General features: G+C 72.8%; 25 protein-coding genes. 9 read left to right on the top strand and 16 right to left on the bottom strand.

From position 1 onward, the window contains the following. Positions 1-3: 3 nt before the first annotated feature. Positions 4-2121 (top strand): ATP-dependent DNA helicase, encoded by a 2118-nt coding sequence (locus JOL79_RS17995; RefSeq protein WP_210156994.1) that lies wholly within the window; start codon positions 4-6, stop codon positions 2119-2121. 133 nt (positions 2122-2254) lie between these two features. Here the strand turns inward: JOL79_RS17995 and JOL79_RS17990 are convergent, their stop codons facing one another. The 9 genes from JOL79_RS17990 to bar form a co-directional block, all read right to left on the bottom strand. Then, the gene (locus JOL79_RS17990) at positions 2255-3076 is read right to left on the bottom strand and encodes an MOSC domain-containing protein (protein WP_210156993.1); all 822 of its coding nucleotides are present in this window, start codon (positions 3074-3076) and stop codon (positions 2255-2257) included. Positions 3077-3216: 140 nt separating this feature from the next. Then, a complete protein-coding gene (locus JOL79_RS17985) occupies positions 3217-4002 on the bottom strand; it encodes an SGNH/GDSL hydrolase family protein (protein ID WP_210156992.1) in 786 nt (261 codons plus the stop codon). A gap of 99 nt (positions 4003-4101) precedes the next feature. Continuing rightward, positions 4102-4533 (bottom strand): type II 3-dehydroquinate dehydratase, encoded by a 432-nt coding sequence (gene aroQ / locus JOL79_RS17980; protein WP_210156991.1) that lies wholly within the window; start codon positions 4531-4533, stop codon positions 4102-4104. After that, on the bottom strand, positions 4530-5609 hold the full coding sequence (gene aroB / locus JOL79_RS17975) for a 3-dehydroquinate synthase (protein ID WP_210156990.1): 1080 nt from the start codon (positions 5607-5609) through the stop codon (positions 4530-4532). Before aroB ends, aroQ begins: the two co-directional genes overlap by 4 nt. After that, positions 5606-6109, bottom strand: coding sequence for a shikimate kinase (locus JOL79_RS17970; protein ID WP_210157149.1), 504 nt, complete (start codon positions 6107-6109; stop codon positions 5606-5608). The genes aroB and JOL79_RS17970 overlap by 4 nt, the downstream gene beginning before the upstream one ends. Positions 6110-6132: 23 nt before the next feature. Next, positions 6133-7311, bottom strand: coding sequence for a chorismate synthase (gene aroC, locus JOL79_RS17965; protein WP_210156989.1), 1179 nt, complete (start codon positions 7309-7311; stop codon positions 6133-6135). Positions 7312-7366: 55 nt separating this feature from the next. Then, positions 7367-8032 carry a prepilin peptidase gene (locus JOL79_RS35480; RefSeq protein ID WP_210156988.1) on the bottom strand — a complete coding sequence of 222 codons (666 nt, stop codon included), beginning with the start codon at positions 8030-8032 and terminating at the stop codon, positions 7367-7369. Between the two features lie 9 nt (positions 8033-8041). Beyond that, positions 8042-8659, bottom strand: coding sequence for an SseB family protein (locus JOL79_RS17955; RefSeq protein ID WP_210156987.1), 618 nt, complete (start codon positions 8657-8659; stop codon positions 8042-8044). Positions 8660-8714: 55 nt separating this feature from the next. Then, complete coding sequence (bar, locus tag JOL79_RS17950) at positions 8715-9881, bottom strand: barbiturase (RefSeq protein WP_307848588.1); 1167 nt, start codon at positions 9879-9881, stop codon at positions 8715-8717. A gap of 132 nt (positions 9882-10013) precedes the next feature. On the opposite strand from bar, the gene JOL79_RS17945 reads away from it, so the two are divergent. Next, positions 10014-10349 carry a hypothetical protein gene (locus JOL79_RS17945; protein ID WP_210156986.1) on the top strand — a complete coding sequence of 112 codons (336 nt, stop codon included), beginning with the start codon at positions 10014-10016 and terminating at the stop codon, positions 10347-10349. Between the two features lie 30 nt (positions 10350-10379). Here the strand turns inward: JOL79_RS17945 and JOL79_RS17940 are convergent, their stop codons facing one another. Continuing rightward, positions 10380-11549 (bottom strand): pyridoxal phosphate-dependent aminotransferase, encoded by a 1170-nt coding sequence (locus tag JOL79_RS17940; protein ID WP_210156985.1) that lies wholly within the window; start codon positions 11547-11549, stop codon positions 10380-10382. Between the two features lie 95 nt (positions 11550-11644). Here JOL79_RS17940 and JOL79_RS17935 point away from each other — a divergent pair, with 95 nt between their 5' ends. Genes JOL79_RS17935 through JOL79_RS17920 form a run of 4 tightly spaced genes read left to right on the top strand, consistent with a single transcriptional unit; the run spans position 11645 to position 14318 of the window. Then, positions 11645-12646, top strand: coding sequence for a DUF418 domain-containing protein (locus tag JOL79_RS17935; protein ID WP_210156984.1), 1002 nt, complete (start codon positions 11645-11647; stop codon positions 12644-12646). Then, positions 12576-13367, top strand: a complete 792-nt coding sequence (locus JOL79_RS17930; protein WP_210156983.1) for a carbon-nitrogen hydrolase family protein — start codon at positions 12576-12578, stop codon at positions 13365-13367. Before JOL79_RS17935 ends, JOL79_RS17930 begins: the two co-directional genes overlap by 71 nt. Positions 13368-13377: 10 nt before the next feature. After that, complete coding sequence (locus JOL79_RS17925) at positions 13378-13836, top strand: hypothetical protein (RefSeq protein ID WP_230984991.1); 459 nt, start codon at positions 13378-13380, stop codon at positions 13834-13836. Beyond that, on the top strand, positions 13833-14318 hold the full coding sequence (locus tag JOL79_RS17920) for a hypothetical protein (RefSeq protein ID WP_230984990.1): 486 nt from the start codon (positions 13833-13835) through the stop codon (positions 14316-14318). The genes JOL79_RS17925 and JOL79_RS17920 overlap by 4 nt, the downstream gene beginning before the upstream one ends. A gap of 37 nt (positions 14319-14355) precedes the next feature. On the opposite strand, the gene JOL79_RS17915 is transcribed toward JOL79_RS17920, so the two are convergent. After that, positions 14356-15885: a carboxyl transferase domain-containing protein gene (locus tag JOL79_RS17915; protein ID WP_307848587.1), complete on the bottom strand. Its 1530-nt coding sequence runs from the start codon at positions 15883-15885 to the stop codon at positions 14356-14358. Next, positions 15882-17066 (bottom strand): CaiB/BaiF CoA transferase family protein, encoded by a 1185-nt coding sequence (locus JOL79_RS17910; RefSeq protein WP_210156982.1) that lies wholly within the window; start codon positions 17064-17066, stop codon positions 15882-15884. The genes JOL79_RS17915 and JOL79_RS17910 overlap by 4 nt, the downstream gene beginning before the upstream one ends. Positions 17067-17347: 281 nt before the next feature. Between JOL79_RS17910 and JOL79_RS17905 the strand changes: the two genes are divergently transcribed. Further along, positions 17348-19354, top strand: a complete 2007-nt coding sequence (locus JOL79_RS17905; RefSeq protein ID WP_210156981.1) for a hypothetical protein — start codon at positions 17348-17350, stop codon at positions 19352-19354. A gap of 6 nt (positions 19355-19360) precedes the next feature. On the opposite strand, the gene JOL79_RS17900 is transcribed toward JOL79_RS17905, so the two are convergent. Next, on the bottom strand, positions 19361-19819 hold the full coding sequence (locus tag JOL79_RS17900) for a hypothetical protein (RefSeq protein WP_210156980.1): 459 nt from the start codon (positions 19817-19819) through the stop codon (positions 19361-19363). A 112-nt stretch (positions 19820-19931) separates the two neighbouring features. On the opposite strand from JOL79_RS17900, the gene JOL79_RS17895 reads away from it, so the two are divergent. After that, positions 19932-20231 (top strand): hypothetical protein, encoded by a 300-nt coding sequence (locus tag JOL79_RS17895; protein ID WP_210156979.1) that lies wholly within the window; start codon positions 19932-19934, stop codon positions 20229-20231. 107 nt (positions 20232-20338) lie between these two features. Here the strand turns inward: JOL79_RS17895 and JOL79_RS17890 are convergent, their stop codons facing one another. The 3 genes from JOL79_RS17890 to JOL79_RS17880 form a co-directional block, all read right to left on the bottom strand. After that, entirely contained in the window at positions 20339-22222 is a 1884-nt protein-coding gene (locus JOL79_RS17890) for a hydantoinase B/oxoprolinase family protein (RefSeq protein ID WP_210156978.1), read from the bottom strand. Continuing rightward, entirely contained in the window at positions 22219-24282 is a 2064-nt protein-coding gene (locus tag JOL79_RS17885) for a hydantoinase/oxoprolinase family protein (protein WP_210156977.1), read from the bottom strand. Before JOL79_RS17885 ends, JOL79_RS17890 begins: the two co-directional genes overlap by 4 nt. A gap of 111 nt (positions 24283-24393) precedes the next feature. Beyond that, complete coding sequence (locus tag JOL79_RS17880; RefSeq protein WP_210156976.1) at positions 24394-25080, bottom strand: SRPBCC family protein; 687 nt, start codon at positions 25078-25080, stop codon at positions 24394-24396. 245 nt (positions 25081-25325) lie between these two features. Here JOL79_RS17880 and JOL79_RS17875 point away from each other — a divergent pair, with 245 nt between their 5' ends. Then, positions 25326-26768: a cytochrome ubiquinol oxidase subunit I gene (locus JOL79_RS17875; protein WP_210156975.1), complete on the top strand. Its 1443-nt coding sequence runs from the start codon at positions 25326-25328 to the stop codon at positions 26766-26768. Positions 26769-26774: the final 6 nt, after the last annotated feature.

Raw genomic sequence — 26774 nt, 5'->3', positions numbered from 1 at the left:
CCCGTGCCGAAGGAAGCTGCCGAGACCCCGCCCGTGGAAGAACTGCTCACCGCCGCGGTGACCGGCCTCGGCGGGTTCGAGCGGCCTGGTCAGGTCAAGATGGCCCAGGCGGTTCGCGACGCGATCGGGGCCAAGGAGCATCTCGCCGTGCAGGCCGGCACCGGCACCGGCAAGTCGCTGGCGTACCTGGTCCCCGCGATCGCGCACGCGGCCGCGGCGAAGACCGCCGTGGTGGTCTCCACCGCCACGATCGCGCTCCAGCGTCAGCTCGTCGACCGCGACCTGCCCCGGCTCGCCGACACGCTCGAGGACCTCCTGCCGCACCGGCCGGAGTTCGCGATCCTGAAGGGCCGCCGCAACTATCTGTGCCGCCACAAGATGGGCGCCGGCATGCCCGAGGACGAGGACGAGCAGCTCTTCGACCCCCGTGAGGTGAGCGCCACCGGCCGTATGGTGCAGCGCGTCGTCGACTGGGCCAACGACACCGAGACGGGCGACCGCGACGAGCTCGTCCCCGGCGTGAGCGACCAGGTGTGGCGGCAGTTCTCCGTGACCGCCCGTGAGTGTCTCGGGGCGCAGCGGTGCCCGAGCGGCGCGGACTGCTTCGCCGAGCTGGCCAGGGAGCGGGCCGGAGCTGCGGACATCGTCGTCACCAACCACGCCCTGCTCGCCATCGACGCGATGGAGGACCTGCCCATCCTGCCCGAGCACAACGTGGTCGTGGTGGACGAGGCCCACGAGCTGGTCGACCGGGTGACCTCGGTGGTCACCGGAGAGCTGTCCGAGAGCACCGTCGCCCTCGCCGTCCGGCGCGCCGGGCGGCTGATCGAGCAGGGTGTCGCCGACCGGCTCCAGGAGGCCGGAGAAGACCTGCGGTCCCTGCTCGCGGCCGCCCCGCCGGGCCGCGTGGACGACCTGCCCCAGTCGCTCGCTCTCACGCTGTCACTTGTCCGGGACGCGGCGTTCGCCTGCATCACCGCCCTTGGGCCCCGCAACAAGGACAAGGACGACCCCGAGAACGCCGGCCTGCGACGGGCCGCCTTCACCGCGCTCGACGACGTGCACGACACCGCCCAGCGCATGCTCGACGCCTTCGGTCCCCCGCCGGCGGACGCCGGCGACGAGGAGGGCTCGGACGACGCAGTCGACTCGGCGAGCCCTGGCGGCACGGGAGACACAGGCGACAGGTGGGGCGCGAGCGGCACAGGCGACGGCGCGCGCGGTGCGGTCCACCCGGACGAGGCCGCGCGGGCCGAGGTCGTCTGGCTGGACGCGGCCCACCCGCAGGGGCGGGCCAACATTCCCCCGACGCTGCGGGTGGCGCCGCTGTCGGTCGGCGGCATGCTCCGCGAGAAGCTGTTCGGCTCGCGGACGGTGGTCCTCACCAGCGCCACACTCGCGCTCGGCGGGACGTTCGACGGCATGGCGCGCCAGTGGGGGCTCGGCCGTGACGGGTGGACCGGTCTCGACGTGGGCTCGCCGTTCGATCACCCCCGGCGGGGCATCCTCTACGTCGCCAAGCACCTGCCGCAGCCGGGCCGCGACGGCCTGCCCGAGGCGTACGTGACCGAGCTCGCCGAGCTCATCGAGGCGGCGGGTGGGCGGGCCCTCGGGCTGTTCTCCTCGATGCGGGCGGCCAAGGCCGCGACCGAGGCGCTGCGCGAACGGCTGGACGTGCCGCTGCTGTGCCAGGGCGACGACTCCACCTCGCAACTGGTGAAGCAGTTCGCGGCCGATCCGGCGACCTGCCTGTTCGGCACGCTGTCGCTGTGGCAGGGCGTCGACGTCCCCGGCCCCTCGCTGACGCTCGTCGTCATCGACCGGATCCCGTTCCCGCGTCCGGACGACCCGCTCGCCTCGGCCCGGCAGCGGCACGTGGCGGCGACCGGCGGCAACGGATTCATGTCGGTCGCGGCGACCCATGCGGCGCTGCTGCTGGCCCAGGGTGCCGGGCGGCTGCTGCGCTCGATCGAGGACCGGGGCGTGGTGGCCGTGCTCGATCCCCGGCTGGCCACCGCCCGTTACGGCGGCTTCCTGCTGAGCTCGCTGCCCCCGTTCTGGCGTACCAGTGATCCGGTGAAGGTCCGCGAGGCGCTGCGCCGTCTCTCCACGGACGACTGACCCCTCACGGCCGGACGGGCCCCGAGCCTCAGGCTTCAGGGCATGGAACTTCGGCCGCAGGGCTCAGGCGCGCGGATTTCAGGCCGCGGGTGCTTCCCGGTACGGCTTCAGAACACGGGTTCAGGACACGGGTTCAGGACACGGGGACGACCGGGTCGCCCACGGAGATCCGTCCCGGCGCGCGGGGAACGAGCCGGATGCCGAACCAGGTCTTGCCGTCCCAGCGACGGTGCCTGGCCAGGGTGCGGATCGGTTCCTTGCCCTTGACGGCGGTCTCGGGGTCGATCGTCGTCACGGCGCACCGGTCGCAGATCTCCGACACCCGGAAGTCGATCGTGCCGATCCTGACCTCCTTCCAGTCGTCCTCCTGGTACGGCTCGGCGCCGTCGATCACGACGCTGGGGCGGAACCTGGCCATCGAGAGCGGGCCGGGAGGCTCCTCCCCCCGCTCCGCCGCTCCCTGGGCGATCCAGTCGTCGAGGAGCCGCAGCGAGGCCGTCGAGGTCAGCAGCAGGGGCGCGTCCCAGGCGAAGCTGACGACCTCGCCGGGCAGGCCGCCGTGCGCCGGGTCGATCGTCCGGCGGCGGGGGTCGTCGAGCCACACCAGCCGGGCGGTCCGGCCCAGCAGCCGGGTGAACCACTCGTCGGCGGCGGGCTCCGCCGCGACCGCCGAGTCGAGGCCGCTGAACCCCACCGGCACGCTCCGCCCACCGGCCGGGGGGACCACGATGCCGGGAAGTCCCGGAGCCGAGAGCGACAGCCCGCCGTCCGCCAGATTCTCCGCCCGTACGGTGAGCATGGCGGGAAACTCGCCCAGCCACAGGTTGTCGCCCTGCTCGTCGACCACCGCCCACCTGCGGTCGCCGTCGAGGCCCCACGGGTGTACCAGGGCGGTCTCAACTGGCAGTCCAGCCGCCGACTTAAGCGGATAAATCCGTATATCGGTGAGGCGCATGATCGGCAGTTTAACCGCCGCGAGAGCGCTCCCACAGGGGCGGCGGGAACGCGGGAGACGGCCGGCGAGCGCGGCCCGGACCAGAACCCGGAACACGGCCCACACAGGGCCCACACCAGGGACCGCACCAGGGCCCGGAGTCAGGACAACGGACCCAGGTGGGGGCGCTTGGGGTCCACACCGTCCCCGGAGGACGTACCGCGCAGGCGGCGGCCGATCCACGGGGCGAAGTGGCGGCGGAACCACAGGGCGTCCTCGCGTAACTTCGCCCGGGAATCCACCCGTTCGCGCGGCGGCCAGGTCATGCGCCAGTCGCCTTCCTCCGGCACACCGAGCACGTCCAGCACCTTGGCCGCGACGAGCCGGTGGCCGGTGGAGTTCATGTGCAGGCGGTCGTCGCTCCAGGCCCGCCAGTCGCGCAGCCCCTGCATGGACCACATGTCCACCAGATGGCATCCGTACAGGTCGGCCAGTGACCTGATGTGCATGAAGAACACGGCGAACTTGCCGCGCGCCCGGCGCATGATCGGGGTGTCGCGCGGATCCATCCCGGTGAAGAGGATCACTTCGGCGCCGGTGCCGCGGAGGTCGCGGACGGCGGCGGCCACCTTCTTCGCCATCCGGTCCGGGTCGCTGCCGGGACGGATCAGGTCGTTGCCGCCGGCGCAGAAACTGATCAGATCGGGCCTCATCTGGACGGCCAGGGGCACCTGGACGTCGACGACCTGATCGATCAGCTTCCCCCGCACGGCGAGGTTGGCGTAGCGGAAATCGGGCTCAAGCCGGGCGAGCCGCTCGGCCACCCGGTCGGCCCAGCCCCGGTACCGCACCACTCCACCGGCCGCGGCGCCGGACCCGTCGAGGAGCGGGTCGCCCAGACCCTCGGTGAAGCTGTCCCCGATCGCCACGAACGACCTGTACCCCATGGACCCCGCCTTGCTCGAACGTTGTGCAGTTACTCCCCAGTATCGCTACTGCTCAGTATCAACTACTGATCGGTATCAACTACTGATCGGTATCGACTACTACTCGGTATCGGCGATCGCGCGCAGGGCGAGCTCGTACGAGCGCAGGCCGAACCCGGCGACGGTGCCCGTCGCGACGGCCGCCACGACGGAGGTGTGGCGGAACTCCTCCCTGGCGTTCGGGTTGGAGATGTGCACCTCCACCAGCGGCGCCGTGCGCTGGGCGATCGCGTCGCGCAGCGCGTAGGAGTAGTGCGTGAACGCCGCCGGGTTCAGGACCACGGGCGTGCGCGTGTCGGCGGCCTCGTGGATCCATCCCACCAGCTCGGCCTCGTCGTCGGTCTGCCTGACCTCCACGGACAGGCCCAGCTCACGACCGGTCTCCCGGCACAGCGCGGCCAGGTCGTCGAAGGTCTGCGCCCCGTAGACGTCGGGCTCCCTGCTGCCCAGCCGGCCCAGGTTGGGGCCGTTGAGGACGAGCACCGGCCTCATCGGGCCACCTCCTGGTACGCCGCCTCGAGCAGCTCCTCCGACGGATTCTCCAGGCGGGCCGGACTGGCGACTCCGTCCAGGACCACGAACCTCAGCACCGCTCCCCTCGCCTTCTTGTCGACCCGCATGTGGTCGCGCAGCTGGGGCCAGGCCTCCCTCCGGTAGGAGGTGGGCAGGCCGACGGACTCCAGGATGGACCGCGTGCGGTCGACCAGGTCGCGGCCGACGCGCCCGTCCAGGTGGGACAGCTCGGCCGCGTAGACAAGGCCGACGGCCACGGCCTCGCCGTGCCTGATGCGGTAGTCCTCGACCCGCTCAATGGCGTGGGCGAGCGTGTGGCCGTAGTTGAGGATCTCGCGCAGGCCGCTCTCGCGCAGGTCGGCGCCGACCACGTCGGCCTTGACCTGGATCTTCCGTTCGATCAGCTCGCGGGTGTGCTCGCCCTCGGGCGTACGGGCGGCGGCCGGGTCGTCCTCGATCAGCGTGAGGATGGTGGGGTCGGCGATGAACCCGCCCTTGACGATCTCGGCGAGCCCGGCGACGTAGTCCTGCCGGGGCACGGTGGTCAGCGTGGCGAGATCGCACAGCACGCCCCGGGGCGGGTGGAAGGAACCGACGAGGTTCTTCCCCTCGGGAGTGTTGATGCCGGTCTTGCCGCCCACGGCCGCGTCCACCATGGCGAGGAGCGTCGTCGGCACCTGGACGACCTGGACGCCGCGCAGCCAGGTGGCGGCGGCGAAGCCGGCCAGGTCGGTCGTGGCCCCTCCTCCGACGCCGACCACGGCGTCGGAGCGGGTCACGCCGTAGCGGCCGAACGCCGACCACAGCTCGGCCGCGACGTGGACGCTCTTGGCGTCCTCGCCGTCGGGCACGGGCAGGGACACGACCTCGTATCCCGCGGCCTCCAGCGCGGCGCAGACGGGGCGGGAGAGCTCGGGCAGGCCCGCGGGATGGACGACGGCGACGGTCCGCACGCCCGCGCCGAGCAGGCCGGGCAGCTCGGCCAGCACGCCGGTGCCGACCACGACGTCGTAGGGGTCGTCGCCCCGCACGGTGATGCGCGTCGCGGCGGTCACAGCGCCGCCGCGATCTCGGCCGCGACCTCGTCGGGTTCGCGGTCGTCGGTGACGACGGTGATCATGGCGAGCCGCTCGTAGACCGGCCGCCGCTCCTCCATCAGCGCGCGGAGCCGGCTGCGCGGGTTGAGCACGAGCAGCGGCCGGGCCGACGCGAGGCCGACCCGCCGCACCGCCTGGTCGAGGCCGACCTGGAGGTAGACGACCGGGTGACCGGCGAGCAGCTTCTGGGTGGGCTCGTGCATGACGGCCCCGCCGCCCAGCGAGAGCACGCCGTCGTGGCTCTCCAGGGCGGCCCGTACGGCCTCCGCTTCGAGCTCCCGGAACCGCTCCTCCCCGTCCTCGACGAAGATGTCGCTCACCGGCTTGCCCGCGACGGCCTCGACGTCGCCGTCGGTGTCGCGGAAGGGCACGCCGAGGTGGTCCGCGAGAAGCCGCCCGACCGTTGACTTGCCCGAGCCGGGCGGGCCGATGAGGACCGCGGCCGGTCCCTGAGACACCGAATCCATGATCACAAACCTTATTACTTGATCACCAGTGAGGACAGGTAGCCCGCGAGATTGCGCGCCACCTCCTCCACGGAGTCGCCGCCGAACTTCTCGACGGCGGCGTCGGCCAGCACCAGCGCGACCATGGCCTCGGCGACGATCGCCGCGGCCGGGACGGCGCACACGTCGGACCGCTCGTGGTGGGCCTTGGCCGGCTCGCCGGTCAGGACGTCCACGGTCGCGAGCGCCCGGGGCACGGTGGAGATCGGCTTCATCGCGGCGCTGACCCGCAGCGGCTCGCCGTTGGTCATGCCGCCCTCGACCCCGCCCGCGCGGTTGGTGATGCGGTGGACCCCGTCGGAGGTGTTCTCGATCTCATCGTGGGCGCGGCTGCCGGGGCGGCGGGCCGTCTCGAAGCCGTCGCCGACCGCGACGCCCTTGATGGCCTGGATGCCCATGAGGGCCGCCGCGAGGCGGGAGTCGAGCCGGCGGTCCCAGTGGGTGTAGCTGCCGAGGCCGGGCGGCAGCCCGTACGCGACGACCTCGACGACGCCGCCGAGGGTGTCGCCGTCCTTGTGCGCCTTGTCGATCTCCGCGACCATCGCCGCGCTCGCCGCCGGGTCAACGCAGCGGACCGGGTCGGCGTCGACGGCGGCCATGTCGCCGGGGCCGGGCAGCACGTCGCGGGGGGCGCTCGCCTCGCCGATCGAGACGACGTGGCTGACGATGTCGACGCCCAGGGCCTGCTTGAGGAAGCTGCGGGCGACCTGCCCGAGCGCCACCCGGGCGGCCGTCTCCCGGGCGCTCGCCCGGTCGAGCACCGGCCGGGCGTCGTCGAAGCCGTACTTCTGCATCCCGGCGAGGTCGGCGTGGCCGGGGCGGGGGCGCGAGCGGGGGGCGTTGCGGGCCACGCCCTCCAGCAGGGCGGGGTCGACCGGGTCGGCCGCCATGACGAGCTCCCACTTGGGCCACTCGGTGTTGCCGACCCGGATGGCGACCGGCGAGCCGAGGGTGCGGCCGTGCCGTACGCCCCCGGAGATGGTCACCTCGTCCTGCTCGAACTTCATCCGGGCGCCACGGCCGTAGCCCAGTCGCCTGCGGCGCAGTGCCTCGTCGAGCTGGGCGGTCGTCACCTCCACGCCCGCGGGCAGGCCTTCAAGGATCGCGAGCAGTTCGGGGCCGTGCGACTCCCCTGCGGTCAACCAGCGCAACATGGTGACAAGTCTTCCATGTGTCCCCGGGTGCGGCATCCGCCTGACACGCCGTGAATCACCCCTGTACGGGAAGCACCACCCCGGCGAGGGCTCCGGCGACCATGAAAGGCCCCAGCGGGAACTCGCTCGTCCGGGTGCCCCGGCCCGTCACCAGGAGCCCGACCGCGTAGACGGCGCCGAGTGCGTAGCCCGCGAATCCGGCGACGACGGCGGCCTGCACGCCGGCCGCGCCGGTCAGCAGGCCGATCAGCCCGGCCAGCTTGACGTCGCCGAGGCCGATGCCGGTGGGGCGGGCGAACCACAGCAGCCCGTACACCGCGACGAACGCGGCGCCGCAGGCCAGCGCCGCGGGCCACCGCCCGGACGGCGCGAGCAGGGCCAGCACGATCGGATAGGACGGCAGGGTGACCGCGTCGGGGAGCCGCCAGGTCCGCCGGTCGATCGCGGCGAGCGCCGCGCCCGCCGCCGTCCCGTACAGCCACGCGGCGAGGAGCCATCCGCCCGCCACCCGCCATGCCACGAGCCCGGCCGCCACCGCCGTCACCGCCTCGATCACGTACGGCGGGCGCGGCACGGGCGGGGTACGCAGGGCGGCGGCGAGGGCCCGGCGCGCCTCCTCGCGGTGGTCGCCTGGGTCCTCGGCGAATCCGGCGGCGAAGGCGCGGGCGTACGCGCCGGCGACCAGCCCGGCGACGACGACGCCGGCGATGAGGAAGGTCACGGGCCGACCCTAGCCGCGGGGCCGCCTCCGCAGCCAACCTCTGCGGCGATCGCCGCCCCCGCTCTCGGCGCCCTCGGCCGCCCCGGGCACCTCGTCGCCCCGGACGGTGCCCAGCCGGGCCACGGTCGTGCCGGGCAGGGACTCCGCGAGCCGGTCGAGCGCCGAAGGGTCGCGCCTGGCCTCCTCGACGGCGGCCAGCGCCGCCAGCATCCCGCCCTCGATCACGAAGGGGACCGGCCCGGCGACGTCGACGACCACGGCCGCGGCGTTCTCGTGCCGGGCGGCCTGGCACACCTGCGGCGTGGTCGCCTGCACGGGCCGGGCGTCGGCCCGCCACGCCCGCATCGGCTCCACGCCGGTGAACACCGGCACGGCCTCCCGCCCGTCCCTGCCGACGATCTTGGGGAGGGCCATTTCGCTCTCCTTCTCCTGCCGCAGGCCGTGCGCGCCGACCTCCGACTCGGTGAGGAGGGCGACCACGGGGACGAGCAGCCGGGTCCGCGCGAGGGCCGCCACCACGTCGGCCGCGCTCGCCGTACCGGACCGGAACCCGGCCAGGGCCGCGGCGACCGCGGCGTCGGCGGCGCCGTCGTCGTCGGGGCGCAGGGGCTGCGGAATCGCTGGCATGTTGGGCGAGCCTACCCGCCCGGGGGCGACCCCCGGAGCCGGTGGGCGGGGCCGATCAGCCGAGGTCGGCGATCGCGATCACCGGTCCGCCCCCGGAGGGGCCCTGGTGCACGGCCGCCACCGAGACGAACACGGCCGGGTCTCCGGCGACCGAGGCGGCGACCCCGCCGACCGTCGCCTTGATCTGGCGGTGCCAGTGGACGTCGGAGTCGTCGAGCATGACGGTGCGGCGGCCCCGGACCCGTCCCGACGGGTCGGCCTCGCACTTGATGAAGAGGTTGACCAGCCGGCCGCCGAGGTCGCTCGGATGCGGGCGCTCCGGCAGCTCGATCCCGGAGTCGCGGATGGCCGCCCAGACGCCGTCCGCGTCGAGGGCGTCCCGCATCACCGCGTGCCCGGCGCGGTAGCGGCCGCCGATGCCGCGGACGTTGCCGACGACCACGATCTGGGCCCGGTCGAGCTCGACGCCGCTGGAGCACGACGCGACAGAGGAGTAGAGCGACAGGTCGCGGTGGATCTGGTCGGCCGACGGCATGTCGATCTCGCCGAGTGCCACGGCGATGCCGAGGGCGGTGGTCGAGTTGGAGATGTCCATCGACTTCAGCGTGTCCTCGGTGACGACCGTGTGGCCGCGCTCCCTGGCGTCCGTGATCGTCGAGAGGGTCAGGAGCGGCGTCTTGGTCTGCACGTAGTGGACGTCGGCGGGGTCGTCGATCCCGGCGATCTTCATGGCCTCCCGGACCCCGGCCGCCACCTTCTCCACCATCGCGGGCCGGCCGATGTCCTCGGGCAGGATCGCCTCGCTCATCGCGACGCCGACGCTGAGCCTGGGCTCGTCGGTCGGCACCGCCTTCGCCGGATCGACCGAGGCGAAGATCGTCGCATGCGGGCTCAGCACGCCGTCGGTGCCGCCGGACCACACCAGGGGCACGCGGCCGGCCTCCTCCGGGGTCCGGGTCCCCTTCTCCACCAGCACCTCGCGGAAGGCCCGGTCGGCCAGGATGCGGGTGTAGTCGTTCACGCCGCCGTTGCCCTCGGTCTTGCCGATCACCGCGAGCACGCGGTCGGCCTCGATCACGCCCTCGTCGATGAGCCTCGCGAGCCCGGAGGCGTCGGTCACGCTCTCGATCGCGACCTTCCGCACCTCGATCGGATCCGGCATCTCGTCCCCTATCTCCAGCGTGGCGTCGCCGCCCGGTGCGATCAGTGCGCGTCCGCCCACATCGCGAAGCTATCCAGCACACCCCACCCGTACATTGGCGACTCTCGCCCAGGGCGGTCCGATTCATGGGCAAGATTGGCCAAGCCGGTGAGGGAGGCCCACAGACGCCGCGATTATGACGACAATCTAGGTGTGCCCCCCGAGAAACTGGAACGCAACGAGCTGAGCGCCGCCCTCGGCGCCCGGCGTGAGCTCGGCCCCCAATACGAGCTGGAGCTCGCCGAGTCCCTCGTCGACCGGGTCAACTCGGTCATCGACGCGCGGCTTGAGGCCCGTAAGTCGCGCCGCCCTCCGCTCGACTGGGCCCAGATGACGCTCGGTCTCGGCTCGATGGCGCTCTCGGTGCCCCTGGTCGCGATCGTCTCCTCCAACGGCGGCGGGACCATCGGCCTGCTGATGGTGTTCGGCGTGGTGGCCTTCGTCAACGTCGCGTACGTCCTGACCCGGGCGCTGCACCGGCCCGAGTGAGGGCGCGCCTTCGCGCCGTTCGGCAGCGGCTCAGTCGCGGCGCAGGCTCCGCAGCCGGGCCACGGCCTCCTCGATGACCTCGTCCCGCTTGCAGAAGGCGAACCGCAGATAGTGACGGCCCCGCGACGGGTGGTCGTAGAAGACCTGCGTGGGGATGGCCACCACCCCCGCGAGCTCCGGCAGCCGCATGGCCAGGTCGAGCCCGTCGTCGAAGCCGAGCGGCCGGATGTCGGTCTGCACGAAGTAGGTGCCGGCGGGCCGCAGCACGCCGAAGCCGGCCTCCTCCAGCCCCGCGACCAGCCGGTCACGCTTGGCCTGGAGGCCGGCCCGCTGCCCGGCGACCCAGGCCGTCTCCTCCCGCAGGGCGTACGCGACGGCGAGCTGCCAGGGAGCGCTGGACGTGAAGGTGAGGAACTGCTTGACCGTCTGGACGGCCCTGAGCAGCGGCTCGGGAGCGCAGACCCAGCCCGTCTTCCAGCCGGTGACGCTGAAGCTCTTGCCCGCCGAGGAGATCATGATCGTGCGCTCCCGCATGCCGGGGAGCGTGGCCAGCGGGATGTGCTCGGCGTCGTCGAAGACCAGGTGTTCGTAGACCTCGTCGGTTATCGCGACGAGGTCGCGCTCCCGGCAGAGCCGGGCGATCGCCTCCAGCTCCTCGCGGGTGAAGACCGTCCCGGTCGGGTTGTGCGGTGAGTTGACCAGGACGGCGCGGGTGCGGGGGCCGGCCGCCGCCGCCAGCTCGGCGGGGTCGAAGGTGAACCGCCCGGCGTCCACCCGCAGGGTGACGGGGCGGCGCACGGCGCCCGCGAGCGCCACGGCCGCCGTGTAGGAGTCGTAGAAGGGCTCGAAGACGATGACCTCGTCGCCGGGCTCGCACACGGCGAGGACGGCCGCCGCGATGGCCTCGGTGGCCCCGACGGTGACGAGCACCTCGCCGTCGGGGTCGTAGGCCAGGCCGTACCACTGCTTGCGGTGGTCGGAGACGGCCTGGCGCAGCTCGGGCACCCCCGGGCCGGGCGGGTACTGGTTGAGGCCGCCGCGGATCGCCTCCACGGCCCGGTCGAGCATGCGCGGCGGGCCGTCGGTGTCGGGGAAGCCCTGTCCCAGATTGATCGATCCGGTCTCGACCGCCAGCTTCGTCATCGTGGCGAAGACAGTGGGGCCGAACTCTCGCATGCGTCGCACCAGCGGCTCGGTCACACCGGCCACCTTATCCGGCGGGCCTCGTCCGGTCCGGGTCCTCAAGGGGAGGTTTTCCTTTGCCGGGCGGCCGGGCCTGTGGTGGACTGGCCGGCATGGACGGCTCCGCGCGCGCCCGGATCCGGTCGCTGGACGCGCTGCGCGGCCTGGCGGTGTGCGGGATCATGCTGGTCAACACCTGGCAGCACGTGCGCGAGCACGGGACGGTCACGTCTGTCGACTGGGTGATGGCCAATCTGTTCCAGAGCCGCTTCTATCCCGTTTTCGCGTTCCTCTTCGGTATGGGATTCGCGCTTTTCCTGCGGTCCGCGGCGGATCGGACACCCCGGCCGCGGCTGGTGCTGCTCCGGCGGCTCGGCGTCCTCGCCGTCCTCGGGATCGCCCACCGGCTGGCCGACTCGGGCGACGTGCTCCTGCCGTACGCCGTGCTGGGCGCGGTCCTGCTGCTGCCCGCCAGTCTGCTGCCGCCGTCCGCCGTGCTCCTCGCCGGCGTGGGGACGACCGTCGTCGCCCTGCTGAGCGGCGCGCCGTACCTCCTGATCGCGGCGCTGTTCCTGCTCGGGCTGGCCGTGGTGGACCACGGCTGGGCGGAGCGGCTCGCCGCTCCCCCGGCGCACTGGGCGGGCGCCGTCTTCTGGACGAGCGCGGCGGGGGCCGCCGGGTTCACCTGGTGGTGGAACCACCGTCCGCCCGGGGGCGGGGTCTACCAGGCGGCGGCGCTGTGCGGCGCGACCGCCTACGCCGCCGGTCTCCTCCTGATCGGCCGCCGTACGGCCGTGCTGGAGGCGCTGGGCCGGATGGCGCTGACCAACTACCTGAGCGGGGCCGCCGTGATTTTGGCGGCCGCTCCGCTGCTCGCCGCCGACGGCTCGGGCGCCGCGATCGCGGGGCTGAGCGCGGCGACGGTCGCCGCGCAGGCCGTCTTCTGCCGATGGTGGCTGGCCCGCCACAGGTACGGTCCCCTGGAGTGGTTGTGGCGCTGCCTCACCTGGTGGCGTCTCGTGCCCAACGGGCAGACTGGTGACCGTGACACGCGTAGCCCTCTGCCAGATCCCCGTGGCCCACGATCCGAAGACCAACCTCGAAACCGCCCGTGACGCCCTGGCCCGGGCGCGCGGGGCCGACCTCGCGGTGTTCCCCGAGGCGACGCTCACGCGCTTCGGCGCGGGGGTCGCCGAGGTGGCGGAACCGCTGGACGGCCCGTTCGTCTCCGGGCTCGCCGAGGCGGCCCGCGAGCACCGGATCGCGGTCCTCGCGGGGGTGTTCGAGCCGGCCGGCGACGGCAGGGTGTACAACACCGCCGTGGCTCTCGGCCCGGACGGCGGCCTCGTGGCGGCCTACCGGAAGATCCACCTGTTCGACGCGTTCGGCGCGGGCGAGTCGACGCTGGTGACGCCGGGCGGCGAGCCGGTCGTGGTCGACCTGGCGGGCCTGCGGATCGGCATCGTCACCTGCTACGACGTGCGGTTCCCCGAGCTGGCGCGCGCCCTGGTCGACCGGGGCGCGGACACCCTCGCGGTGATCGCCGCCTGGGGGTCCGGCCCGTTCAAGGAGGAGCACTGGACGACGCTCGTGCGGGCCAGGGCCATCGAGAACACCACCTGGACGATCGCCGTGGGCCAGGCGCCCAATCCGGGCGTCCCGGACGGATTCGGCATCGGACGCAGCATGCTCGTCGACCCCATGGGCGTCGTACGGCACGACCTGGGCACCGGTCCCGCCGTACAGGTCGGGGAGATCGACTCCGGCGTCACCGAGAGCGTCCGCCGCACTCTTCCGTGCCTCGAACATCGCCGTCTGGGAGTCGGCAGATCGTAAACTTGGCCCCATGAACGAGCCGGGCCGAACGACGCAGATGCAGAAGGTGATCCCGCCTCGGCTGCTCGTGCCGTACCTGTCGGGCCAGCGGACCGTCATCTCGGGTTACGTGTACCGGTTGCAGGACTGCGACCGGCTCGCCACCCCCGCCGCGCTCGTCGAGGCCCTCGACCTGTGCTTCGAAGGATCGGAGCTGACCCCCGACGTGCCCGAGCTGTACATCCTGCGGTGGACCGCCCGCGACATCGACACCTATGTCGTCCCGTACGGGCCCCACATGGGCGGCGATTGGAGCGATTCACCACCGTTCACCGGCAACGGTTTCACCGCCTCGCGGGAACAGGTGGTCCCGCAGTTCCACACCATGCCGATGCCCGTCCCGGCCGGCGCCGAGATCCTGCACCTCACCGGCGCGGGCGAGCGCCGGTTCGCCGAGTACGACGGCCTGACGTGGCGGCCGGCGCCATGAGCGAGAACGAGCTTGCCGGCCTCGGGTTCGTCGCCCGATACCGGGACCGGACGTACGCCGCCGCCGTCGGCCCCGGCGGCGACGACGTGGTGCTGTTCGGCGAGGCCCCGGAGGAGGGGTTCGAGAGGGCGGGCGGCTACTGGCGGCGGCGGGTCGACCGGTCCGACCTGGACTCGCTGACGCTGCTCCGCACCGTCGGGGCGTTCGGCGGGGAGCCGTGCCTGGTGCTGGACGAGGACGACGGCGCGGAGGGCGGCCTGCACATCGCCTACACCGGGCACAACGGCATGAAGGCCGAGGCTCTCGGCTACTGGCTGGTCGACCACGGCGCCTACGAGGTGGTCGTGCCCCGTGACGAGGTGCACGCGATCCGGGTGGAGCGGGTCCGCGTGCCGACGTCGCAGGATCAGTCCCAGGACCAGTCGTGGGATCAGCCGCGGGACCGGTCGCACGAGTCGCCGGCTGAGGACGGCGGCCTCTGACGGGCGGCTGGTCCGGGTGCGGCGGCCGGACGGCGGGTCAGCCGCCCAGCGACCGGTAACGCGCGAACCGGGCGGCCAGCCGGTCCGCCGGGTCCTGGCCGAGCAGGCCGGCGATCTCGAACTCCAGGGTCCCCGCGACCCTGCGGCAGAACTCCGCGGGCTCGTCGGCGGCGTCGGGACGCTCGGGCACGAGCCGGTCCACGATGCCGTCGCGCCGCAGATCGGCCGCCCGTACGCCCTGCTCCGCCGCGACCGCCGGGGCCAGGTCGACGGTGCGGTGCACGATGGCGGACGCGCCCTCGGGCGGCAGCGGCGACAGCCAGGCGTGCTCCGCGCAGACGACCCGGTCGGCGGGCAGCAGCGCGAGGGCGGCCCCGCCGGCGCCCTCGCCGAGGAGCAGGCACACCGTGGGCGCGTCGAGCATCACCAGGTCGGCCAGGCACCGGGCGATCTCGGCGGCGAGGCCGCCCTCCTCGGCCTCCTTCGACAGTTCGGCGCCGGCCGTGTCGATCACGGTGAGAAGCGGCAGCCCGAGCTCGGAGGCCAGGCGCATGCCGCGCCGGGCCACCCGCAGCCCGGCCGGGCCGAGCGGTCCCTCCTCGCGCTGGCGGCGCCGGTCCTGGCCCAGCACGACCGCGGGAGCGGCGCCGAAGCGGGCGAGCGCGAGCAGCAGGCCCGGGTCGCGCTCCCCCGCCCCGGTGCCGTGCAGCGGCGTCACGTCGCGCGCGCCCTCCTTGAGCAGCGTCCGCACGCCTGGCCGGTCGGCCCTGCGTGACCGCGTCACGGCCTCCCACGCCGTCGCCCCGCCGGGCGCGGTCTCCGGCTCGGGCCCGCGTTCCAGGCCGCTCCGCGGCGCGCACAGCACCGACAGCGCGCGGATCGCGATGTCCCTGGCGTCCCCGGCCGACACGACGGCGTCGACCAGCCCGTGGGCGAAGAGGTTCTCCGAGGTCTGCACTCCGGAGGGGAACGGCGCACCGTGCAGGGCCTGGTAGACCCGTGGGCCGAGGAACCCGATCAGGGCCCCCGGCTCGGCCGCGGTGACGTGCCCGAGCGAGCCCCACGACGCGAACACCCCGCCCGTCGTGGGGTGCCGGAGGTAGACGACGTACGGCAGGCCGGCGGCCCGGTGGGCGGCCACCGCGGCCGTGATCTTCACCATCTGGGCGAACGCGAGCGCCCCCTCCTGCATACGGGTGCCCCCGCTCGCCGGGGCCGCCAGCAGTGGGAGCCGTTCGGCGGTCGCGCGCTCGACCGCGCGGACCAGGCGCTCGGCCGCGGCCACGCCGATGGAACCGGCCAGGAACGAGAACTCGCAGGCCACGACGGCGACCCGGCGGCCGTCGAGCCGTCCCTCCCCCGTGATCACGGATTCGTCGTAGCCCGTACGCTCACGGGCCCGCGCCAGCTCCCGCTCGTACCGCGATCCGGGGGCCGCCCGATCCCGCGGCGGCTCGTCCCACGACCTCCAGGAACCCGGGTCGAGCACGCGGGCGATCAGCGATCGCGCGTCCGGCCTGCGCACCGCCGGCGCGTTCGCGGGCGTGGCGCGGCCGGAACCGGTCACGTCCGGCTCTCCCGGTCCGCCAGCCAGGCGAGCACGGCGTCGCGGTCCTGGTCCAGCATGGGAGGGGCGACGTACCCGGTCGCGGCGCCGGTCGGGGTGTGGCCCGCCGGCGCGTCCTCGAAGCGCAGCGGAGGGCCGGGAAGCTCGACGGGGCCGAGGACGGGGTGATCGGCGGTCACGATCAGGCCCTGCGAGCGCACCTGGTCCCAGGAGTACACCTCGTCGATCGACCTGATGGCGCCCGCGGGGACGCCCAGCTCGGCGAGCGCGGCCAGCCAGTGCCCGCGGCCGCCCGAGGCCAGCGCCTTCTCCATGTCGGAGATCAGCTCCTCGCGGTGCCGGAACCTGTCCCGATTTGTCGCGTACCTCGGATCCCCTGGGTCGATGCCGAGCAGCTCGGCCACCTTCCGCCACTGGCCCTCGTTCGCCGCGGCGATCTGGATCATGCCGTCCGCGCACCGGAAGGCCCCGTACGGGGCGATCGAGGCATGGTGGTTGCCCGCCGCACCGGGCACCACGCCGCCCACCGTCCAGGCCGTCCCGTGATAGGAGTGCACGCCGACCATCGCGGCGAGCAGCGAGGTGCGGACGACCTTCCCCCGGCCCGTGCGCTCGCGCTCGTACAGGGCGGCCACGACGCCGTACGCGCCGTGGATGCCGGCGAGCAGGTCGGCGATCGAGGCGCCGACCCGGTACGGCTCGTCCGGCGACGGGCCGGTCAGCCACATCAGACCGCCCTCACCCTGGGCGATCTGGTCGTAGCCGGGGCGGCCCCCCTCGGGACCGTCGTGGCCGAAGCCCGTGATCGACAGGATCACCAGCCGCGGGTTCAGCTCGTGCAGGCGTTCCACAGGGAAGCCGAGGCGGTCGAGGACGCCGGTGCGGAAGTTCTCCACCAGCACGTCGCTCTGCCGGACCAGCCGTTCGGCGAGCGCCCGCCCCTCCGCGGACTTCAGATCCAGGACGATCGACTGCTTGTTGCGGTTCGCCGCCAGAAAGTAGGTGGATATGTCGTGATCGGGGCCGACGAACGGCGGGCCCCATCCCCGGGACTCGTCCCCGTCGGGATGCTCCACCTTGATGACGTGGGCGCCGAGGTCTCCGAGCATCTGCGCACAGTGCGGCCCCGCGAGCGCGCGGGACAGGTCCAGGACGACGATGCCGTTGAGCGATCCCTGCACGGCCAGCCTCCACGTGGTGCGACGAGAGCGCCCCGATTTCCACGACCAGCCTGCAACGGCCGGCCCACCGGCCCGCGCCGAGGGCAAGCGCCGCCGATTCCAGGGGAAGATCCCCGCCGGACGGGCCGGGAAACCGCGTCCGGGGGTGGTTTCCGCGCCGCGACGGGACGTGCCCGAGCGTGTTCGGGCCGCGGTCGCATGTGGGGACCGCCGATGTCCGGCGCGCGGGCGGGATCGGCCGTTACGGTGGTGACCGGGCGGCACGTCGTGAGGAGGCGCGGGTGGGAGCCGTGACACCGGGGACCGGACCGCTCTCGCCTGACTTCTCCGGGATCTCCCCGGAGGCGATGGGCCGGTTCGTGGCCGAGTTGGAGCACGCCCGCGGCGTGATCGGCGAGCGGGCCGAGGCCGTCCGGCGCGTCCTCGCCGCCACGGGCCTCCCGGCCGCGTCCCTCGCCCCGATCGGCGAGGCGGAGCGATGGCTCGACGACAGCCTGCCCGATCTCCGCCGGCGGCACCGGCTGGCGGACCGCATGACCGCTCTGCCGTCATGGAGCCCTTCCGCCGCCGGGCTGGTGCCGTACCGGGAGCAGGACGTCCTCTCCGCGGCGGAGGCCGGCCGCCTCGGCCGGGAGCTCGCCCTGTTCTATCGCTCCGTCGACCCGGACGCTCCCTTCGACCCCGGCCTGGGGGACGCGTACCGGAAACTGGTGGACACCCTGGCCGCGCACGCCGACGACGCCGAGTTCGCCGCCGCGTTCTTCGCCGGTATCGGCCCTCGGCGAACCGTCGAGCTGCCACGCCGCCTCCGTCAGCACCTCGAGGAAGGGGTGGAGCAGGCTCTCGCGACCGTGAGCCGGGCCCTCGGCGACGCGGTGGGCGGCGGCGCCTCCGCTCCCGGGTTCGCGGCCGTCGCCGCGGCCATCCGGACGAAGACGGAGAACGACGACGACCGGGAGAGCATCGGAGAACTGCTGTCCGCGGGCCGGTTTCCCACGGAGTGGCTCGCCCAGGTCGTGGCGGTCCAGGCGTTCCTTCCCGGAGACCGGTCGAGCGGCCCGGCTCTCACCCCCTACCTCACGGCGCTCGGCAACCATCCCGAGGCGGGCCGGCTGGCGATCTCCCTGGTCACCCGGGATTCCCCGCCGCCCCGCGACACGCTCAAGCGCCTGCTCGCCCCCACCCCGGCGCTGGCGTCCGTCGACCGCCGCCCCGATCTGGCGGCCTTCCTGCGCGATCTGAACTCCCGTGCGGCGACGGACCCGGGCTCGGCCGACGCCTTCGGCCGCATGCTGGCCGCCGCGTCAGGCGCCTACGACGAGAAGGACGGCGCGCACAGCGAACCCGCGGCCAGGTTCGCCTTCACGGTCATCACCGGCGCTGCGCGGTTCCCGTTCGCCGGGCCCACCCGCGTGCACCTGGCCGAGATCGCGGGCGCGTACGCCACGGAGATCACCGCGGGCGCCGACCTCGGCGGCGGCGACCAGCTGCTGCCGAGCGCCTTCGAGCCGGTGCGGTCGCGGATCGCCGGCCTGCGGCCCGCGTTCCGCCTCAGCCCTGCGGACACCTACCGGTTCATGCTGACCTTCGCCGCGAGCGAGACCGACCGGCTGCCGTTCGAGTCGGCGATGGGAGACCTGGCCCGCCGGCTCGTCCGCGACGGCGTGCCCGCCATGCTCGCGAGCAAGAACCCCACCGCGCTCGACGACGTCTTCGCCGCCCTGGGCAACGTACGCGGTTTCGAACTGGCGGCGGTGAGCACGTACGGGAAGGCCCGGGACGACGCGGTGGAGGCGGACAAGCAGCTCTGGAGCGCCTACTTCGGCACCGCGCTGGGCGTGGCCGGGCTGGCCGTCCCCGGAATGGCCGGCGCCATCGTCTGGACCGGTCTCAGCACGGGCTGGTCGCTCTACGACACCTACTCGCCCGATCCGGAGAAGGAGACCGACAAGCTGGAGGCGATGGACCGGCAGGAGACCCTGGGGCGGCAGCACACCATCGCCCAGCTGCTCATGGACGCCGGGTTCCCGGCCAAGGTGTCGCCCGGGGCCTACCAGGCGACCTGCCCGCCCGGCGTCGCCGTCGCCGGCGAAGACGGCAGGCTGCGCCCCTTCCCCGACATCATCCGATCCGGCGAGGCCGGCGCCCGCGCCCTCGACCAGTGGTTCATCACCAACGGCATGGGCAGCGACGACAATCTGAGCATAGGAACGCTGTCGAGGAAGCAAGCGGACATCTTCGACGGGCGCAAGAACAACGCGGCAGGATGGGCAGAAACGTATGGATGAGAGGCTCTATGGCGCAAGGCAGTCAGTAGTGCCGCTGACCAGATAAAAGCCATCCTTCGGGGCATCCAAAACAAGCTTGGTATGAGCAGCAGCGTTGACAACATGGATCGCTGCGGCCATTGGACCAGGATTGACTATCTTGTACGGGGCCACCCTATCCAGGGCACCGAGTAGCATTGATCGAATAGTCTCCCTGCTGGTCGTTCGGGCGACGTCAAAGCCTGTCGCGGCGAAGGTTTGTTTGGCCTTGCCGTCGGCGCAGGGGACGTTGCGGCCGCCGGGGTCCGTGACGGTGATGTTCCGTGCGCCGCGTTCCTTGAGCAGGCTCAGAATGTGATTCTTCAGCGTCTGTCCCGCCTGCGGGGCCGTAGGACGATCCTCCCCCGTACAGGAGGACAGAAGGACGGTCAGTATCAGCAGGCAGACGATTCGGCGAACAGGCGTGCATTTGGGCAGGCCGGGCATCGTCTTTCCCTCCGTGGCTGGCCGGAACCATCTCGTGCCCACATAATCTCAAGGAGTACCGCTGCTCCACCATGTATCGGCGCACTCACAGAAATCCGGCGGGAGTTCCTGCGTGGCGACAGACGACGATCTGGTGCCGAATCCGAGGTATCAGGACCTGGAGACGGCACTCGCGGCGGTACGGGAGCATCTGAACGTGCTGGAGACGGCTCTGGACACGGCCTGTGCTCAGTTCGGCCGCGAGGCGGTGTGGGTGGGCCCGGCTGCGCGGGACTTCGGCGCCGAACTGCAGGGCCGGCGCGCGCGGATCCGCTCGGCTGTGCAGCAGCTCCTCACCGAGCTGGAGGGCGAACTGCGCACCACGCCCAGCCGTGTCTCCCGGTCGTCCGCCGCCGCGGCGGGCTGGAGCTGAGGAGCCGGGCCCGGCAAGGAACGGGACCTCGGCAAGGAACCCGGGCTTCCGCGAGGCAACCGGCGTGTCCGGAACGCCGGGTTCGCCTGCGAAAAGCGTACGGATCGTTATCGCGTCTTCCCTTCCGCCTCGCCGCGGGCCGTTATCGGCCCCGGCATCGGCCCGCCGACCGTGTCGAGATCGGCGTGTGACAGCCCACCGGAGAGCATGGGATAGCCGGGCCCCCGGTCGAAGAACGCGACCCGATCGGCGGCCCGCAGCCGGTCCCGCAGGCACCGGGTCGCCTCGGCGTCCACCTCGGGAGCGTCCTGGGGTCCGGCGAGCACCACACCGTAATCGTCCCGGGCCCCCTGAACGGAGACCTTGCCGTCCCGGACGTCCGCGGCCACCCGCTCGGAGGGCCGGTCGAACGGCGAGCCCCAGCCGCCGCCCCCGGTCGTGCGTACCCGGACGATCTCGCCGGCGCGGACGGGGAAGTCGTCGACCAGGCCCTCCAGCTCCACGCCGCCCACGCTGACCCGGTACGGCCGGCCCGCCCGGCCGCCGTTGACGCCCCAGCACGACAGGATCGACCGGTCGGCGATCGACATGAAGGAGGCGTCGCGCAGCATGCGGATGTGCTTGTCGTAGCCGAGACCGCCGCGGAACTCCCCGGGCCCGCCGCTGTCGACGGCCAGCCCGAGCCGCTCAACCCGCAACGGCCAGCGGGCCTCGGCGAACTCGACCGGGATGTTGCGAGAGTCCGGCACCACGTGGATCGTGTCCTCACCGTCGGCGTACCACCGTCCGCCGGAGCCTCCGCCGAGGACCTCGCGCATCAGGTACGGCCCGTCGTCCGACTCGCCGTACACGCCGGTGTAGCGGATCGTCTCCTGGTCGGCCGGCATCCGGCCCCCGGTCGCCTTGGCGAGCACCCCGGCCAGGACGCCGAGCAGGCGGAGGATGACGAATGTCCGGGCGTTGGTCGGCGCCGGGAAGATCGGCGTCAGCAGGGTGCCCTTGTCGGGGAACACCATCTCGATCAGCGGGACGACGCCCTCGTTGACGTCGAGCTCGGCCATCCGCTCCGGCGTGTCGGCGAGGTTGCGCAGGACCGGAGCCAGCCACTTCTTCAGGAAGACTCCGTCGGCGTAGTCGCCCGCGTGGTTGATGGGCCCCTTGGCCTGCGGAGACGTCCCGGTGAAGTCGATGGTCAGGGGGGCGTCCGCCGAGTGGTCGACGGTCAGCGTGATCCGCTGGGCGTGCAGCCGGGGCTCGTCGACTCCGTCGTGCTCCGCGTAGTCCTCCCAGACGTGCACGCCCTCCGGGATCTTAGACAGCAGCTCGCGGCGGAACGTCTCGGTGGTGTTGGCCACGATGACGTCGAAGCAGCGTTCCACGGCCTCGCGCCCGTACCGGCCGAACAGCTCGGCGAGGCGCCGGGCGCCCATGAGGCAGGCGGAGCACTCGGCGTCCAGATCACCGGCGAGCGAGTCGGGCATCCGGGAGTTCCTGGTCATGATCGCGAGCACCGCGCGGTTGGGCACGCCCTGGTCCCACAGCCGGATCGGCGGGACCATCAGTCCCTCCTCGAAGACGCTGCGCGCGTGCGACGGCATCGACCCCGGTACCGAGCCACCGATGTCGTCGTGGTGGCCGAACGCCTGCACGAACGCCACCACCTGCCCCTCGTGGAAGACGGGCACGGTGACGCACAGGTCGGGCAGGTGACCGATCCCGCCCTCCGACAGGTAGACGTCGTTGTGGAAGAACACGTCACCGGGCCGCATCGTATCGATCGGGAAGTCGCGGACGATCGGCTGGACCAGCGCCGAGTACGACCGGCCGGTCAGCTTGCGCAGCCGGACATCGTGGATGCCGGCCCGGAAGTCGTGCGCGTCCCGGATCATGGGTGAGCGCGCGGTGCGTGCGATGGCCGTCTCGACCTCCATCTCCACCGAGGCCAGCGTGCCGTGGACGATCTCCACCAGGATCGGGTCGACGGCGTTCATCGGTCGCTCACCACCACGAGGTTGCCGTAGTCGTCCATGGTCGCCGTGAATCCCGGGTGGACCGGGAGGGTCGAGCCGTACTCCTCGATCACCGCGGGGCCCCGCACCTCCGCCCCGGCGCCGAGGTCCCTGCGCCGGTAGACGACCGTGCGGCCCCACCGCTCGTAGAAGACGTCGCGGGTGGCGATCGGGCTGGGCTCGTGGATCTGCGCGGGCCGTCGCGCGACGCACGGCCGGGCGATCGGGCCGATCCCGGACACCCGGAGGTTGACCCACTCGACGGCGTGCCGATCGTCGCCGGGGTAGGCGTACCCGTAGAGGCGCTCGTGTTCGCGGTGGAAGCGGCCGGCGACGGCCGCGCGCCAGGCGTCGTCGACCGGGCCGTCCGGGGCCGGCACCCGCACCTCGTACGCCTGACCGTAGTAGCGCAGGTCGGCGCTGCGCGCGTAGCCGTGGTCGGTGAAGCCCTCGCGGTCGAGCGCGGCCGCGGCCTCGGCCTCCAGCTCGGTGACGATCTCGCGGAGCGTGTCGGCCGAGGGGTCTCGGGAGACGTGGGTGCGCACGTAGTCGTTCTTCACGTCCACGGTGAGCAGGCCGAACGCCGACACGTTCCCCGGGTCAGGCGGCACGATCGCGGCGGGCAGGCCGAGGACGTCGAGGAGGCGGCAGGCCAGCAGCGGCCCGGAGCCGCCGAAGGCGACCAGGGGGAAGTCGCGCACGTCGAGGCCGCGCTTGACGGTGATCTGGCGGATCGCGTTCGCCTGGTTGAACGTGCTGATCTCCAGGATGCCGGTGGCGCAGCGCTCGGGCGTGAGGCCGAGCTCGCCGGCCAGCGCCTCGATGCCCGCCCGGGCCGCCGCCGCGTCGAGGGCGATCTCGCCGCCCAGCAGGTGCGGCGGCACCCGGCCGAGGAAGACGTGGGCGTCGGTGACGGTGACCTCGGCGCCGCCCCTGCCGTAGCAGATCGGGCCGGGATCCGCGCCGGCCGACCTGGGCCCCACCTTGAGCGTCCCCTCGGGCGAGATCCAGGCGATGGATCCTCCGCCCGCTCCCACCGTCACGATGTCGATCATTGGGATCTTGCAGGGATAGCGGCCGATGCTCCCCTCGGTGGTCAGGGACGGCTCGCCGTCGACGACCACGGCCACGTCGGTGGAGGTGCCGCCGCCGTCGAGCGTGATCACGCTGGGGTGCCCGGCCGTACCCGCGATCAGCGCGGCCCCGAGGGCGCCGGCGGCGGGGCCCGACAGGACGGTGGTGATCGGCTGCTTCACCACCTCCGCCGCCGACAGGACGCCGCCGTTGCTCTTCATGACCAGGAAGCTCCGGCCGAGCCGGTCGGACAGGCCGGTGATGTAGCGCCGCATGACCGGCTTCACGGCGGCGTCGACCAGCGTGGTCACCGAACGTTCGTACTCCCGGTACTCCCGCAGGACGTCGCTGGACAGGGACACGACGGCGGCGGGGTGCTCGCGCTCCAGCACCTCCCGCATGCGGCGTTCGTGCGCGGGGTTGGCGTAGGAGTGGAGGAGACAGACGCCGACCGCGGTGACGCCGTTCTCCCGGAACCACCGGGCCGCCGCCGCGGCGCCCTCCTCGTCGAACGGCCGGACCTCCCGGCCCAGGTGGTCGAGCCGGCCGCCGACCGTGCGGACGCGGTGAACGGGCACGATCCTCGGTGGTTTGACCCAGAAGTATGAGTTGCCGTATCCGTCGGGCACGCTCTGCCGGGCGATCTCCAGGACGAACTCGAAGCCCTCGGTGGTAACGAACCCCAGATGGGAGGTGCCGTCCGGCCGGTCCTCGAGCAGCTGGTTGGTCGCCACCGTGGTGCCGTGCACGATCGCGGCGACCGCCGCAGTGTCCGCCGCAGTGTCCAACGCCGTGCCGGGTGTCCCGTGCGCCCGCAGCACCTTGCGGACGCCCGCCAGGAATCCGTCGGCCGGATCGGCGGGCGTCGACGGAGTCTTGGTCGTGATGATCTGACCGGATTCCTCGTCGACGAGCACCACGTCGGTGAAGGTGCCTCCGGTGTCGACTCCGATGCGGACGCTGGGCATGTTCCTGTCTATCGAGCACGACCGAGAGCCGGAATCGGCGCACCCTGCCGAATAATCGCCCCTCCGTCGTCAGACCCTGACTATTACGGTTATTACGGCGACAGGGACGGCTTAGCGCCGCCGCGCGGAACGGCCGAGCAGCCAGCCGATCACCGCGCTGCCGAGCGCGACGGCCGAGCCCATGCCGAAGGCGGCCAGCATGGTCCAGGCGGGTACGCCCGGCCGGGGCGCCTTCACCGGCTCCTCCCTGGCGAACACCCGCGGCCCCTGTACCGGCCCCTGTACCGGCTCCTGGACCTGCTCGTGGGTCGGCACCGCGGCCAGCCCCCCGACCTGCACGGGTGCGGCGGGCGCCAGGGCGGCGGATCTCAGGTGCCGTTCGACCGCGGCGAAGAACTCTCCGGCGGTCCGTTTGGCCACCGAGCCGAGCAGGCGCTGGCCCACTCCGCCGATCATGCCGCCCACCACGGCGTCGGCGTCGTATTCGACCCTCGTGCCGCCCTCGGCCTCGCTCAGCCGTACGCTCACGGTCGCCTCGACCGTGCCGGGAGCGCCCTGGCCCCGCGCCCTGAGCGTGAACCGCCTCGGCTCCTCGGGCTCGGCCAGGACTATCTCGCCCTGGTAGACGCCCTTGATCGAGGCGACTCCCGCCGTGACCGTCATCGCGTAGACGTCGTCGCCGACCGCCTCGAGCCGCTGGCAACCGGGGATCGTCCGCACCAGGACGGCCGGGTCCTGGAGGGCGTCCCACACCCGCTTGCGCTCCACCCCGAGCAGTGCACTGCCGACGACCTTCATGGGCCACCTCCGATGCCGAGCACCCTAGGCAATCACCACGAGAGGGAGAACGGCAACATCTGCCCCCGCGGCGCGCCGCGATCCCGCAGATGTTCACATCGGGGGCCCTGCCGCGGGCTCGCGGACCCCGATGTGACCAAGGTCGCATTCTTTCGCGGGCCGCCGGGCACCCGTTGCTCTACAAGTCGTAGTACTACTTGAAATAGAACTACAGCCCGTAGAGCTCAGGTACCCGCGAGGGGGACATGGACGCGCTTGACCTGGCACGGTGGCAGTTCGGGGTCACCACCGTCTACCACTTTCTCTTCGTACCCCTCACGATCGGGCTCGGCGTCTTCGTCGCCGGACTCCAGACGGCATGGCACCGGACGGACAAACCGCACTACCTCACTCTCACCAAGTTCTTCGGCAAGCTCTTCCTGATCAACTTCGCGATGGGCGTGGTGACCGGGCTCGTGCAGGAGTTCCAGTTCGGGATGAACTGGAGCGAGTACTCCACCTTCGTGGGCGACGTCTTCGGGGCGCCGCTGGCCCTGGAGGCGCTGCTCGCGTTCTTCCTGGAGTCGACCTTCCTCGGACTGTGGATCTTCGGCTGGGATCGCCTGCCCAGGCGGGTCCACCTCGCCTGCCTGTGGGCCGCCGTGATCGGCTCCAACATGTCGGCGTACTTCATCCTCGCGGCCAACGCCTGGATGAAGCACCCGGTCGGGTACGAGGTCGTCGGCGGCCGGGCCCGGATGACCGACCTGTGGGCCGTGCTGACCAACTCCACTGCCGTCGCCCAGGTTCCCCACGTGGTCGCGGGGTCGTTCGTGGTGGCCGGCGGCTTCGTGATCGCGGTCAGCGGCTACCGCGTGCTGCGCGAGCGCGGGCTCACCCTGCTTCCCCGCCGGACGCGGCGCGCGGCCGGAGGCGGCGAGGAGCGGGGCATGTGGCGGACCAGCCTCCGTGCCGCGCTGGTGATGACGGCGATCGCGGGCGTGGTCGTGGCGGCCACCGGCGACACATCGGGGCGGCTGCTGCACGAGCAGCAGCCGATGAAGCTCGCCGCGGCCGAGGGCCTGCGGCACGACACGGCCGGCGCGCCGTTCTCCGTCGTGCCGGGTGTGGAGGTCCCCGGGCTGCTCAGTCTCCTCGCGGCCCACGACCCGGGGGCGACCGTCCAGGGCATCGACGACATCCAGGCCAGGTACGCGAAGACGTTCGGGCCGGCCGACTACACGCCCGACGTCCCCGTCGTCTTCTGGTCGTTCCGGGTGATGATCGGGTTCGGCATGACCACGGTCGGCCTGGCCGTGCTCGCGCTGTGGCTCACGCGACGCGGCGGGGGACGCCGCGGGGCCCGTACGGCACGGCCGGTGCCCGCCTGGCTCGCCCGGGCGGCCGTGTTCGCGCTCCCGCTGCCGACCGCGGCGATCGTCGCGGGCTGGCTGCTCAGCGAGATCGGCCGCCAGCCGTGGACCGTCCAGGGCGAACTCATGACCGCGGCGAGCGTCTCGCCCTCCGTCAGCCTGACGGAGGTCGCCGTCACCCTGGCCGCCTTCACCGTCCTGTACGGCGTGCTCGCCGTGGCCGAGGGCGTGCTCCTCGTGCGCCACGTCAAGGCCGGGCCGGAGCGGCCCGCGCCGGCCGTCCCCGCCGCCGAGGAGCCGGGCGCGACCCGGCTCACGCCGACCCTCATGTACTGAGGAGCA

The sequence above is a fragment of the Microbispora oryzae genome (assembly GCF_017896165.1).
Classification (GTDB): Bacteria; Actinomycetota; Actinomycetes; order Streptosporangiales; family Streptosporangiaceae; genus Microbispora; species Microbispora oryzae.
Note: the sequence above shows the minus strand (reverse complement) of the source record. Positions and strands in the feature narration are given on the sequence as shown.

What these genes read in the sequence shown, in the direction of transcription:
- JOL79_RS17990 (WP_210156993.1), bottom strand. Translation starts at nt 3,076, where the DNA reads ATGCGCCTCACCGATATACGGATTTATCCGCTTAAGTCGGCGGCTGGA.
- JOL79_RS17985 (WP_210156992.1), bottom strand. Translation starts at nt 4,002, where the DNA reads ATGGGGTACAGGTCGTTCGTGGCGATCGGGGACAGCTTCACCGAGGGT.
- aroQ (WP_210156991.1), bottom strand. Translation starts at nt 4,533, where the DNA reads ATGAGGCCGGTGCTCGTCCTCAACGGCCCCAACCTGGGCCGGCTGGGC.
- aroC (WP_210156989.1), bottom strand. Translation starts at nt 7,311, where the DNA reads ATGTTGCGCTGGTTGACCGCAGGGGAGTCGCACGGCCCCGAACTGCTC.
- JOL79_RS17955 (WP_210156987.1), bottom strand. Translation starts at nt 8,659, where the DNA reads ATGCCAGCGATTCCGCAGCCCCTGCGCCCCGACGACGACGGCGCCGCC.
- JOL79_RS17935 (WP_210156984.1), top strand. Translation starts at nt 11,645, where the DNA reads ATGGACGGCTCCGCGCGCGCCCGGATCCGGTCGCTGGACGCGCTGCGC.
- JOL79_RS17925 (WP_230984991.1), top strand. Translation starts at nt 13,378, where the DNA reads ATGAACGAGCCGGGCCGAACGACGCAGATGCAGAAGGTGATCCCGCCT.
- JOL79_RS17920 (WP_230984990.1), top strand. Translation starts at nt 13,833, where the DNA reads ATGAGCGAGAACGAGCTTGCCGGCCTCGGGTTCGTCGCCCGATACCGG.
- JOL79_RS17900 (WP_210156980.1), bottom strand. Translation starts at nt 19,819, where the DNA reads ATGCCCGGCCTGCCCAAATGCACGCCTGTTCGCCGAATCGTCTGCCTG.
- JOL79_RS17890 (WP_210156978.1), bottom strand. Translation starts at nt 22,222, where the DNA reads ATGAACGCCGTCGACCCGATCCTGGTGGAGATCGTCCACGGCACGCTG.
- JOL79_RS17885 (WP_210156977.1), bottom strand. Translation starts at nt 24,282, where the DNA reads ATGCCCAGCGTCCGCATCGGAGTCGACACCGGAGGCACCTTCACCGAC.
- JOL79_RS17880 (WP_210156976.1), bottom strand. Translation starts at nt 25,080, where the DNA reads ATGAAGGTCGTCGGCAGTGCACTGCTCGGGGTGGAGCGCAAGCGGGTG.
- JOL79_RS17875 (WP_210156975.1), top strand. Translation starts at nt 25,326, where the DNA reads ATGGACGCGCTTGACCTGGCACGGTGGCAGTTCGGGGTCACCACCGTC.